Raw genomic sequence first — 12,433 nt, 5'->3', positions numbered from 1 at the left:
AAAGCAAGGAGCCGCTGTGGCATTGACTGCCAACGACAAAAAAGCCATGGGCTTCGCATTGACTGCGGTATTACTGTGGTCGACCGTCGCCACGGCGTTTAAGATCACCTTGCAATACCTAACGCCACTGCAAATGGTCACCGCCGCGACCGCGGTTTCCTTCGCTATCTTGCTGGTTATCGCACTGATAAGAGGCAAGCAGTCGCTGATCTTACTCGAACTGCGTCGAATGCCTTTGTATTACCTCCTGATCGGCGCACTCAACCCTACGCTCTACTATCTGGTGTTATTTGAAGCTTACTCATTGCTGCCCGCCTCCGAAGCGCAGCCACTCAACTATACCTGGGCAATCGCACTGACCTTTATGGCGGCGGTGGTATTAAAACAGCCAATCAGAAAACGCGACTGGATCGCCAGCGCCCTCGGCTACCTGGGCGTATTCGTGATTGCGACCCGCGGCGACCTGCTGGGTTTAAGCTTTTCCAATCCAATCGGAGTATTTTGGGCGCTGTTGTCGACATTTTTATGGGCCGCCTACTGGATCATTAACACCAAACGCAACGCCGAATCCATCGTCCAGTTAGTACTCGCATTTGGCCTGGCGCTGCCGTTTCTCATCATCTGGAGTCTGTTCAGCAGCGACTGGAGCGGCATTCCCTGGCAAGGTTGGCTCGCCGTCAGCTACGTTGGTCTGTTCGAAATGGGAATCACCTTCCTGTTCTGGATGATGGCCATGAAAACCGCCACCAACACTTCACTGATCAGCAACCTGATTTTTCTGTCGCCCTTCATTTCGCTCCTGTTGCTCAATCAAATCCTCGGCGAAACCATCTACCCCAGTACCATCGCCGGCCTATTGCTCATCATCAGCGGCTTGATCCTGCAGCGCCTGCGCCTTGAACAAAAAAGAAGGCGATAAGGCGATTGCCCCCCCCCTTGCTTAAGAGGTATCAGCCGCCCTGCCGTATTTTTTGTTCAGCGTGCAATGACTCAGGCCTCCTGGCGGAGGTTGCGGGCGAGCTCTTCGTCGGCGGCGTCGGGGTCGGGAGCGTCCTCGGGGCTGTTGAGTTCGGGTTTCAGGGCGAGTTCAGTTAGTAGCGGAAAGTGATCGGAACCAAAGGCGGGTAAGCGTTCGACGTTGACCAAGGCAAAGTGATGACTATGGAAAATATGGTCCAGTGGCCAGCGGGCAAACCAGTAATCGGCGTGGAAAGTATTAAACATCCCCCGGCCAATGCGTGGATCCAGCAAGCCACTCATTTTGCGGAACAATAAGGTCGTGCGCGACCAGGCGACGTCATTAAGATCGCCGGCGACAATGGTTGGAGTGTGTTTCTCGTCAATGTCTTCCGTCAACAGCAACAGTTCCGCATCCCGCTCCGTCGAGGCTTCGTTTTCGGAAGGACTTGGCGGTGCCGGATGCACGAAGTGCGCTTTGATGCGCTGGCCGGATGCCAGTTCTATCCAGGTGTGAATCGATGGCTTATCGTCTTCAACGATATAACGCACTTGACTGTTGTGCAGCGGCAAACGCGAATACAGATGCATTCCATAGAGATTATCCAATGGCACTTTAACCGTGTAGGCATAGACATCTTCGATCACCGCCAGTTGTTGTTGCCACCAGCTATCCGATTCGAGTGTAATGATCACATCCGGTTGATAGTGCTTGATAAAGCGTATTAATTGCTCGCTGTTCCGGTTGGGCGTTAGCACATTAGCCGTCATGATCTTGATGCCGACTGCCGATTGATCCGTCGTCGACTCAACCTCAACCGGAAAAAAGCGCGTGTACGGAATAATCCAGCGCAACTGTCGCGCTAGGGTGATCGCCAATAGGGCCTGGGATAACGATTCGGCCAGGCCATAGGATTCAAAATAAAACACCCCCATCAACAGCCAGAAAACCAGCACTACCGTTAACTGCAGCCGCGGAAAATCCAGCCCGCGAATGAGCCAGTGTTGAACACGCAATAACGGCGCCAACGAGAGCAGCGCGAGGATGATAGCAACGGTCAGATGAATTGACACAAACATCAGTAAATCCCTTTATGCATTAACTTAACGCTACTGCACGGAAGGATAAACTGCAACAATTAACGTGGCGGGAGTGCTACTGGATTGCTGATTGGCAGCGATGCCCTCGCCGGCGAATGTGGGAGAGCATGGATGCCCGACAACAAGTCTTACGAACCTGCTGCCGGGCGATCATCTCGCGTTAGGACGCGATCTACACCATATTGACCAACATGCTGGTAGGATCTTCAAGGAATTCCTGCCAGCGTTTGTTAAAGCGGGCGATGGTTCCACCGTCAATGATGCGGTGATCACCGGACCAGCTTACGGTCATGATCTTACGGGCTACGACATTGCCGTTGGCATCAAAGCGCGGTAGTTCCTGCACTTTACCCAGCGCGACAATGGCTGCTTCCGGTTTGTTAATGATTGGTGTTGCCACCGTACCACCGATAACACCGATATTGGAGATACTGATGGTGCCGCCCTTCATGTCCGCCTGTGGCACTTTGCCCTCACGCGCTGCCTGAGTTAAGCGCGTCACTTCGTTGGCAACATCAATGATGCTCTTGTTCTGCACCTGTTTGACGTTAGGCACCAGCAGACCGATTTTGGTGTCCACCGCCATACCGATGTTGTGATCGTCAAAATAGGTGATCTCTGTACAGTCTTCATTGACCTGAGCATTCATCACCGGGAACTCTTTCAACGCCAGCGACAGCGCTTTAATAAAGAACGGCATTACCGTTAGGCGAATACCTTTTTCTTTATACTGTTCCTTCAGCTTCTCGCGCAGTGCGATCAAATCAGTGACGTCAAACTCATCCGCATAGGTAAAGTGCGGAATGGTACTGACCGACTTCATCATTTGTTTTGCCATCGCCGCTTTCACGCCGCGAATCGCTTCGGTGCGGGTACCGCCGGTAGTCGTGCCAGCGGCAGGAGCTGCGTCAGAGGCGTGAGCATCGTCTGTGCGGCTGGCCGCTGTTGCATCACCCGACTTAAAGGCTTCGATGTCTTGCTTCAGCACCCGGCCTTTTTTACCTGAGCCAGGCACGTCGGCGATATTAATGTCGTTCTCGCGAGCCAGGCGGCGCACTGCCGGACTGGCAATGGCCTTGCCTTGACGGGCTTTAGCTGGCGGCTCAGCCGTCGCTTCCGCCTTAGCCGAGGCGTCGGTTGTTGTTTTCTGGGTGGCCGATGTTGACGGAGCTGACTCAACACCGCCGGCAGGCTGCAGTGCAAACAATGGTTTGTGAACTTCAGCAATATCACCTTTCTTGTGATACAACTTAACCACAACGCCATCGTCTTTGGCCGGAATTTCAACGGTTGCCTTGTCGGTCATGACTTCGACCACTGGCTGATCTTCTTTCACTTGGTCGCCTTCAGACACCAGCCACTCGACAATTTCACACTCAACAATACCTTCGCCGATATCAGGCAGGATAAAGTCGGTGGTTGCCGCCGCAGAACCAGAGTCACGCGTTTGCTCTGGCGCGGGCTTGGCTTCTTCCGTCGGTTGTTCTTCGGTGGCATCACCACCGGCGTTAATGCGGAACAAAGGTTCGTGAACTTTGGCAATATCGCCCTTGGCGTAATACAGCTTTTCGACCACGCCATCTTCCTTCGCCGGAATCTCAACCATGGCTTTATCGGTCATCACCTCAACCACGGGTTGATCTTCTTTAACCTGATCCCCTTCGGCTACCAGCCACTCAACGATTTCGCACTCTACGATCCCTTCGCCGATATCGGGCAGAATAAAATCTTTACTCATGTCGATGGGTCCTTAGTAATTCATTGAGCGAGTGATGGCTTCATAAATTTTCAGATGATCGGCCATATACTCTTTTTCGTGACACAGCGGATACGGCACATCAATACCGCACACACGGGCAATTGGAGACTCAAGATACAGGAAACATTTGTCCTGCACTGTCGCCGCGATTTCGCTGGCAAAGCCGCCGGTAATCGGGGCTTCCTGAGAAATCACCAAACGTCCGGTTTTTAATACCGACTGGGTTACCGTTTCGACGTCCCATGGCAGGATCGTACGCAAGTCGATCACTTCACAGGAAACACCGTCTTGTTCGGCTTTTTCGACCGCTTTCTCGGTCACTTCCATTTGTGCACCCCAGGCCAGTACCGTGATATCGGTACCTTCTTTGACCACATCGGCTTTGCCTAATGGAATCGTATATTCTTCTTCCGGCACATCACCGGTCGAGGCACGATACAAACGCTTCGGTTCCATAAACAGCACCGGGTTTGGATCGAAGATCGCGCTCAGCAACAGCCCTTTCGCTTCATAAGGGTTACGCGGGGTCACAATTTTCATGCCCGGCGTGTGCGCAAAATACGCTTCTGGTGACTGAGAATGATAATGACCGCCGGCAATACCGCCGCCGTATGGCGTCCGGATGGTCAGGCCGCCAACGTTAAACTCGTTACCCGAACGATAACGGAACTTAGCCGATTCGTTGACGATCTGGTCAAACGCCGGGAAAATATAGTCACCGAACTGAATCTCAGCAACGGCATAGCTACCCTGCGACGCCAAGCCGTTAGCGAAGCCGATAATACCTTGCTCAACCAGTGGCGTGTTGAAGTTGCGGTGCTTGCCGTATTTTTCCGTTAAGCCGGACGTTGCGCGGAATACGCCGCCGAAACCACCGGTGTCTTCACCAAAACTGTAGACGTTGTCGTGTTTTGCCATCGCCAGGTCTAGTGCGCTGTTGATGGCCTGCAGTAAATTCATTTTAGCCATTAGTCCAGTCTCCCTGACGTTTTCGGATACGCATCCGGGTATTTGCGGATGTGTGCCTTAAGTTCTTCCAACTGTTCTTTCAACAGCGGCGTTGGTTCGTCATACACATCGTTGATCAGTTCGTCGATGTGTGGGGCCGGTACTTTTTCGGCTTCTTTTAGCGCCGCCAGTACTTTGGCTTTAACCTCTTCGTGTTGCTGCTGAACGTCTTCATCGTTCAGCCAACCTTCGTTCTTCATCCACTTTTGCAGGCGATCCAACGGATCTTTGACCTTCCAGCCCTCTTCCTCTTCGCGAGTACGATAACCGGTCGGATCGTCCGAGGTTGAGTGACCTGACATGCGGTACGACATCGCTTCGATCAGCACCGGCTCGTTTTCCTCGACCGCCAGGCGACGGGCTTCCTGGGTTGCTTTAAGCACCGCAAACACATCGTTACCATCCACCCGGATGGTTTTGATGCCATAACCAATGCCGCGCGGTGCAATGCCGTCACCACCGTACTGTTCGCCCTGAGACGGTGTCGAGATAGCGTACCCATTGTTACGGCAGAAGAAAATCACCGGCACTTTGTAAACCGACGCCATATTCAGCGCAGCATGGAAATCCCCTTCAGAGGCCGCACCTTCACCGAAGTAACAAATGGTGCATTTACCGGTTTTATCCATCTTCTGACCGAAGGCGTAACCGGTTGCCTGCGGGATTTGTGTCCCTAACGGCGAGGAAATGGTCATAAAGTTAAGCTCAGCACAACCATAGTGTACTGGCATTTGACGACCTTTCCCTAAATCTTTTTCGTTAGAAAACAGCTGGTTCATAAACTGTTCAACCGTGAAGCCGCGGTACGCCAGGGCGCCCTGTTCACGGTACTGACCCATGATCATATCACCGCTGTCCAATGCCGCAGCAGAAGCGACACTCTCGGCTTCCTCGCCGCGTGAAGCCAGGTAGAAACTGATACGTCCCTGACGTTGCGCCGCAATCATACGTTCATCCAGTGTCCGGATGAACTGCATGGTATCGTGAATTTTTACGATAAGGTCCTTATCGTACTCAGGCATGTCAGCGCCCTGATGAAAACTGCCGTCCTCCTTGAGGATTTGCAGCATGGGAATTGTGACTGACTCACCGTCAAACCACTGTGGTTTGGTCACAATTTCAGTGTTGTGTTTTTTATCCTTGGCCATAACCTTCTCTTTCGGTTGTTAGCAGGGTGGAAATTTGCCGCTACTTTACCTTTACGTAAAGTGCTATGCAAATAGCCCACTGCCGAATAGTCAGTGGGCTAAGTGTAAATAGAAACGAACAGTTTTAACAATTTATCTGGGCTGATTAGACCAGATCTAAGCTTTCCGTTGGTACCCGCACCACCGTCAGCAACGCTCGCTGCCCCAGTGCAACGTCGGCATTGGGGAAAATAATGTGTTCATCATCGTGTTTGGCAAGGATTTTATCATCTCCGTCAATCGCCAGTAATTCGCCTTTGTTAAAAGACGTGAAGTTCGCCACATCATCGGCGAAATTCAATCTAAAGTCCTGATGTTGACGGTTGATGGTCTGAGCTTCAGCAAACACGAAGTGCTGTTGCGGATCAAATGCCGGTAAATCCGGTTCGGGTTGACCGACCAACTGCCGTAAACTTTTTTCTGCCGCCGCAAAATCAGCACGATTGTTTTCACCAAAACGACGCACTTTGCCCAGCTCAACAGTAAACGCATCAGCCTCAAATTGATGTGCGGAAAAATAGGAAAAGGTGGTCGTCGGTGCACGATTCAGCAGTACCGTATCAACGCCACAGGCCAGTAAAAATTGCAGTTGCGCCTGTTTGTATGGTTTACCATGAGTGAACGGATAGACCGCGAACTTTTCGCGCTTAGAATCGCGAATCGCTGTGTGCAAATCGTAATGATAACGACGACGTTCGCTGTCGCCGCCCTCCTGATAAAAACGCTGCACATACTGTTCCAGCTTAGCGGCACGCTCACGTTCTGGGTTGGTGATGCCACCTTTGCTGTGTGCACCACTGAATAAGCGGTTCATGTTTTCCTCGACAAAGCGACGTTCAACGTTTATCGAGGCCGGGTTGGCAATCAGAAACAGAGTACGATGCTGAACCGGTTGTTGTTCCGCAATGATGTCCTGAATGATGTCACGGCAAATTTCAATTGGTGCGGTCTCATTACCATGTACCGCACAGGAGATAATGATGTCTTTGTCGGTGGCGCTCTGTGGTTCCACCACCAGTACGCCGCTGTCCCACACCGTCAGTTGAGTACCATTGCTCAGACGTCGCTCGAAATGCCCGCTATGGCCCCATTCATTATCACAAGTCCACTTAAGAAAGTCTTCAAACACTGTCATCTCAGCCGCTGTCTCCAAACCTGACTCCTGTTATTTTTTCCCGGGTTCAAAACCATGAGTGGCAAGCAAGTGCCGCAGCACTCTCGAATTGTATTCACGTCGATACAGAATCACGACAACGATACTGCTGGCAATAATCAGCATGAGCGGGTGCAAAAACCAGGCAAGATAAGCCAGCGCGAAATAGTAGGTGCGCAATCCTTTGTTGTATTCATGTCCCGACTGATCGAGCACCTTGGCGGCATGATTGGCAAACGCGACCCGTTCTTCCTCGCTACGGTTTTGTTGCTGATACTTCACCGATGCGCCCAACAGTACCGAAACGAAACCAAACTGCCGTATCGACCAGGTGAACTTAAAAAAGGCGTAAATAAAGATCATTGCCAGTACCGCCAGTTGAAACTGCACCATGATCGGGCTTGAGGGCGGCGTCAACGGCAGTTCGTTAAGCACTTCGACCACTTCCTCGGAATGCGCTAATACGGTAATCACACCGGCCAGTACTAACACCGTTGATGAGGCAAAAAAAGTAACGGTTCGCTCGACATTACCAATCAATGACGCATCGGCAATTTGGTTGTCTTTGTGCATCACGGTCTGCATCCAGTCGATACGCAGCGTACACAAAATGCTAGAAAGGCAATGTGTGGTCTTCGCTCGCTTACGGGCAAACAGTGAATAGCCAACCCAGCTGACAAAGAAAAACACTAAGGCAATAAAATCGAGCGCTGATAACAGCATGATGCAGTCGTCCTGAGAGTTTGGTTTCAGTCTATGGCGACTATATTAACAAATTATGACACACACCAATAAAAAAAGGCCGCAACTTAATGTTGCGGCCTTAGTTGATGCGTTATTCGGTTAATAATTTTCCAACGCTTCTTTGGTTGTCATGTCTTTCGGTTCCGGCGGTTTTGCCAGGCCGTACCAGGACAGGAACGACTGCATACCGCGTTTGGCATCGGCCAGAATCAAGTACAGACAAGGTATCAGCAACAGCGTAATCACTGTGGCAAAGATGATACCGAATGCCAGTGATATCGCCATTGGGATAACGATCTTCGCCTGCAGGCTCTTCTCCAGCACGATAGGTAATAGACCGAAGAAGGTGGTCAGTGAGGTCAACGTAATTGCGCGGAAACGGCGACAACCGGCATCAAGTACGGCATGACGCAAGTCTGTTCCTGCAGCCCGTGCTTTGTTGACGTAATCCACCATCACCAACGAATCGTTTACCACAACCCCTGCCAGCGCAATGATACCGAACAAGCTTAAGATACTGACCGGCATACCCAGGATCCAGTGACCCAGTACCGCGCCGATCATACCAAACGGAATCACCGACATAATGATCAGCGGTTGACTGTAAGACTTAAGTGGTACCGCCATTAACGCGTACACCGCCAACATCGCTAATAGACCACCAATCGCCAGTGAGCCGGTTGCTTCTGCTTCGTCCTGAGTCGCGCCCTGCAACTGGAAGCCAACGCTTGGGTACTTGTCCAGAATTGCCTGGATTTTCTGCTCGCGAACCTCTTTAACGATGCGGAAAGGTTCAACCGACTCTTTATCAACCCGTGCTCTGACATTCACGGAACGCTCACGGTTAATCCGGGTAATGGTTGAATAACCCTCGGCAAATTCAATTTCAGCTAACTCGGTGAACGGGATCTCAGCACCGTCGGCCGTCCGTAATTTCATGTCCTGCAAATTACCGACCGACTGGCGTTGTTCTTCCGGATAACGCACCATCACCCGCACTTCCTCGTCACCGCGCTGAATACGCTGTGCTTCGGCACCGTAGAAAGCGTAACGCACTTGGGTAGCCAGCTCGGCCAGGTTAATGCCCATGGCTTCCGCCAGTGGCTTGGTGGTCACCAGAATTTCGTCTTTACCATCGCCGAAGGTATCTTCGATATCGAACACACCGTCGTATTCACCCAACACCACTTTCAGTTCATCAGCGGCAGCCTTTAACTGGTTAAGATCCTCGCCAACAAGCTGGAACTCAAGGTCGAAGCCACTACCACCGCCGATACCGCCCTGGAAGTTGATAGACCGTACTCCGGCGAGTTCCGGCACCATTTCACGCCATTGATTAACGATTTCATAGCCGTCAATGTTGCGTTCCTCACCCTTCTTAAGCTCGGCAAATACGGTGCCTGATTCGGTGCCGTTCATCCAGATATTGGTATGACGAACAACCCCTTCACCTTCGCTTTCTTCGGCTTTGTCATCAACCTTGCTCAGCGCCGCCGACACTTCGGTGAGTACTTCAATGGTTCGTTCTTCTGATGTACCCGGCTGCATTTCTACGTTAGCCCGGATAAAGTCACTGGGGATATCCGGGAAGAATACCCAGCGCACGATACCGCCACTGATCAAACCAATCATTAAGATCAACATACCCACAAAGGTTGCCAACGTGGTGTAACGGTAGTGCAGACATTTTTTCAGGAACGGACGGTACTTGGAGTTGACAAAACGTTGTACCGAATTGGCAAAGCCATTACGGAAACGCTGGAACGCATTCGGCTTCTCCGTCGTCACCTTCGAGTATTTCATGTTGGCTATATGCGCCGGCAGGATCAGTTTGGATTCCACCAGTGAAAAGCCCAGACACAGAATGACCACCCAGGCGATGGACTCCCAGATCGCTCCCATGCCACCGTCAACCATCAACATCGGAATAAAGGCAACCATGGTGGTTAGTACACCAAAGGTCGCGGGCATAGCCACTCGCTGTGCGCCGGCCACCACGTTATCGATGGACTTACCTTTCTCCTCGATTTCGGTGTAGGCACTCTCCCCTATGACTATCGCATCATCGACCACTATCCCGAGCACCAAGATAAAGCCAAACAACGAGATCATGTTAATGGAGATATCAAACATCGGTAACGGCATCAGTGCAATGGTACCCAGGAAGCACACCGGAATACCCAGCATAACCCAGAATGCCAACCGCAATTGCAGGAACAACGACAGCATCAGGAAGACCAGCAGGCCACCCATCCACATATTGTTCAACATCAAGTCGAGACGACCTTGCAAGTAATAGGACGAGTCTCCCCACTGCGCCAACTGAACTTCGTCAGGCAGCTCTTGTTGTTTGCGTTCGACGTAATTACGCACATACTCAGCAATTTTCAGGTCGTTCTGGTCACCGACGGAATTCACCCGGATAAAGGTTGCCGGTTTGCCATCGAAGCGCGTGAAGGCCTCCGTTTCGACAAAGCCGTCTTCTACCGTGGCGATGTCGCCGAGGGTCAAACGGGTACCATCCGGACGACTCAATAACACAATTTTCTCGAACTCGCCGCCCTGATAGGCTTGGTTATTGGCTCGCAACAAGATGTCGCCATTAGGCGTTTTAATCGAACCACCGGCGACGTCAATTGAAGTGCCGCGTACCGCATTAACGATTTGCTGGAACGACAAACCATAACGCTCAAGATCCTGCTGCGAGATTTCAATCGAAATCTCATAATTGCGATCGCCGACCACATCAACTTTGGTGATACCGCCAACCGACTTCAGCTCATCGCGAATGCTTTTGGCTAATTCTTTACGGGTTCGCTCATTAACATCGCCATACACCGTCATCCAAATGACTTCACGGTTAGGACGTACTCGATAAATGTTCGGTTTTTCAATTTGTTGCGGAAAGTTGGGGATTGCATCCACCAACATTTTCACTTCGTCCATCACCACCTGGACGTCGTAGTCCGGTTCAACCTCGATGGTGACACTACCGATCCCTTCCTGCGAACGCGAGGTCATTTCTTCAACACCGTCGACGTCTTCCAGCGCGTCTTCGATGAGCATGATGACGCCTTGCTCAACTTCCTGTGGCGCGGCGCCCGGGAACGGCACCTGGATGCTGATGATATTCAGTTCAATTTCCGGAAACATCTGCTTGCGGACCGAAAATACCGACATCGCTCCGGCAACCAGTATCAATATCATTAGCAGGTTTGCCGCAACAGAGTTGCGGGCAAACCACGAAATTATTCCTTTACGAGTATCTGCGGACATAATGCTTACTCACTCTGGCTATTGGCATTACCAGCCACTTGTTCTTCACTCTTGGCAGCGGTTTCCATCTGTTCTGGCAAAGGATCCCCTTCCAACCGCACGGTCATACCATTCAGCGCGTTCTTCAACTGGGTAAGCACTACTAAGTCACCCGCTTCCAATCCTGAACTTACAATGCTGGTATTTTGCTGAGTGCGAACCACTTCAATCGATTTTTTCTTCAGTTTGCGATCTTCAGCAACGGTCCATACGGTGCCGTCCGGGTTAATGGCATAGGTTGGTACTTCCATCACACCGGTCACTTCCTGACCTTCAACCTGCGCTTGCACAAAACGGCCGAAACGTAAGGGTGCCGTGTGTGTCTGACCCGCTAGGTTATAAGGGTCTTTAACTTCGACAACGCCGTAAATGACACGGCTGGCTTCGTCAAGAACGCCTTCGGTGCGAACCAGGTTGCCCATCCACTGTGTATCGACACCGGAGACTTGTGATTCCAGCAACACTTTCGGTTGCGTGTCGGTTTCACCCGGCAGATTGAGGTAGGTAACGTCAAGGTCACTCAGCGGCAGGCGAACTTCAGCGACTTCAGTGCCGAACAACGTCGCGATTTGTGCACCGGCGCCGACAAACTGACCCAGGTCTGCTTGTTTGCTGCGCAGTACACTGTCGTACGGCGCTCTGATGGTTGTGCGCTCTAGGTTGCGCTCCGCCATAGCCAGATTGGCTTGAGCAGATTCCAATGCCGCATAAGCGCTGGCCAGTTGCGGCTTACGCAAACCCAATGCCGGAGCTTCACCATCGGTAAACTGTGACCATTCTTCTTCTGCCACTTTGGCACGTGCTTTTTCTTCTTCCAACGCGGCCTGCGCCTGCAGCAACTGGGCGCGCGCTTGCTGCACGGCTACTTCGTAGTCGGACGGGTCGATTTGCAACAGCATCTCACCCTGCTTAAAGAAACCACCCGCGTTGTATTTGTCGGCAACCTCAACAATCTGACCACTGACTTCCGCCAATAACGTGGTCGAGTGTTTCGGCATGGCGGTTCCCTGCGAGTCGACCAGGAAGGTCATATCACGTGGAGTTACTTCTTTGACTTCGACCATCGCCGCAGGTTTTTGCTGCTGACGCGTTTCCGGTGGCTTAGCCGACATACTGGCCACTACCGAAAGAACGATCGCTAAAACAATAATTAGCGGTGGAATAAACGCTCGTTTTTTTAATTTCATCACAGTTCGCTCAACAGTTAGA

The 12,433-nt window shown here is 51.6% G+C and carries 9 protein-coding genes; 1 reads left to right on the top strand and 8 read right to left on the bottom strand.

Translation table 11 applies throughout. From position 1 onward, the window contains the following. Positions 1–16 precede the first annotated feature (16 nt). Positions 17–919, top strand: coding sequence for a DMT family transporter (locus tag CWE23_RS07265; protein WP_241970577.1), 903 nt, complete (start codon positions 17–19; stop codon positions 917–919). Positions 920–990: 71 nt separating this feature from the next. On the opposite strand, the gene CWE23_RS07260 is transcribed toward CWE23_RS07265, so the two are convergent. The 8 genes from CWE23_RS07260 to CWE23_RS07225 form a co-directional block, all read right to left on the bottom strand. After that, positions 991–2,037, bottom strand: coding sequence for an endonuclease/exonuclease/phosphatase family protein (locus CWE23_RS07260; RefSeq protein WP_126819901.1), 1,047 nt, complete (start codon positions 2,035–2,037; stop codon positions 991–993). A gap of 193 nt (positions 2,038–2,230) precedes the next feature. Beyond that, positions 2,231–3,796, bottom strand: a complete 1,566-nt coding sequence (locus tag CWE23_RS07255) for a dihydrolipoyllysine-residue acetyltransferase (protein ID WP_126819900.1) — start codon at positions 3,794–3,796, stop codon at positions 2,231–2,233. Between the two features lie 12 nt (positions 3,797–3,808). Beyond that, a complete protein-coding gene (locus CWE23_RS07250) occupies positions 3,809–4,786 on the bottom strand; it encodes an alpha-ketoacid dehydrogenase subunit beta (RefSeq protein WP_105306763.1) in 978 nt (325 codons plus the stop codon). Then, positions 4,786–5,973, bottom strand: coding sequence for a thiamine pyrophosphate-dependent dehydrogenase E1 component subunit alpha (locus tag CWE23_RS07245; protein ID WP_105306764.1), 1,188 nt, complete (start codon positions 5,971–5,973; stop codon positions 4,786–4,788). Before CWE23_RS07245 ends, CWE23_RS07250 begins: the two co-directional genes overlap by 1 nt. Positions 5,974–6,118: 145 nt before the next feature. Then, a complete protein-coding gene (gene astE / locus CWE23_RS07240; protein WP_126820091.1) occupies positions 6,119–7,147 on the bottom strand; it encodes a succinylglutamate desuccinylase in 1,029 nt (342 codons plus the stop codon). A gap of 30 nt (positions 7,148–7,177) precedes the next feature. Further along, on the bottom strand, positions 7,178–7,888 hold the full coding sequence (locus tag CWE23_RS07235) for a DUF599 domain-containing protein (RefSeq protein ID WP_126819899.1): 711 nt from the start codon (positions 7,886–7,888) through the stop codon (positions 7,178–7,180). A 120-nt stretch (positions 7,889–8,008) separates the two neighbouring features. Continuing rightward, a complete protein-coding gene (locus CWE23_RS07230; RefSeq protein WP_126819898.1) occupies positions 8,009–11,185 on the bottom strand; it encodes an efflux RND transporter permease subunit in 3,177 nt (1,058 codons plus the stop codon). Positions 11,186–11,190: 5 nt separating this feature from the next. Next, entirely contained in the window at positions 11,191–12,411 is a 1,221-nt protein-coding gene (locus CWE23_RS07225; RefSeq protein WP_105306768.1) for an efflux RND transporter periplasmic adaptor subunit, read from the bottom strand. Between the last annotated feature and the right edge of the window lie 22 nt (positions 12,412–12,433).

This window comes from Idiomarina aquatica (genome assembly GCF_003987185.1).
In the GTDB taxonomy this organism is placed as follows: Bacteria; Pseudomonadota; Gammaproteobacteria; order Enterobacterales; family Alteromonadaceae; genus Idiomarina; species Idiomarina aquatica.
The sequence above is the reverse complement of the archived record's forward strand: the minus strand, read 5'-3'. Positions and strand labels throughout refer to the sequence as shown.

Excerpts from the sequence above, each read along its gene's own strand:
- astE (WP_126820091.1), bottom strand. The coding sequence starts at position 7,147 with ATGACAGTGTTTGAAGACTTTCTTAAGTGGACTTGTGATAATGAATGG.
- CWE23_RS07260 (WP_126819901.1), bottom strand. The coding sequence starts at position 2,037 with ATGTTTGTGTCAATTCATCTGACCGTTGCTATCATCCTCGCGCTGCTC.
- CWE23_RS07255 (WP_126819900.1), bottom strand. The coding sequence starts at position 3,796 with ATGAGTAAAGATTTTATTCTGCCCGATATCGGCGAAGGGATCGTAGAG.
- CWE23_RS07230 (WP_126819898.1), bottom strand. The coding sequence starts at position 11,185 with ATGTCCGCAGATACTCGTAAAGGAATAATTTCGTGGTTTGCCCGCAAC.
- CWE23_RS07245 (WP_105306764.1), bottom strand. The coding sequence starts at position 5,973 with ATGGCCAAGGATAAAAAACACAACACTGAAATTGTGACCAAACCACAG.
- CWE23_RS07250 (WP_105306763.1), bottom strand. The coding sequence starts at position 4,786 with ATGGCTAAAATGAATTTACTGCAGGCCATCAACAGCGCACTAGACCTG.
- CWE23_RS07235 (WP_126819899.1), bottom strand. The coding sequence starts at position 7,888 with ATGCTGTTATCAGCGCTCGATTTTATTGCCTTAGTGTTTTTCTTTGTC.
- CWE23_RS07225 (WP_105306768.1), bottom strand. The coding sequence starts at position 12,411 with ATGAAATTAAAAAAACGAGCGTTTATTCCACCGCTAATTATTGTTTTA.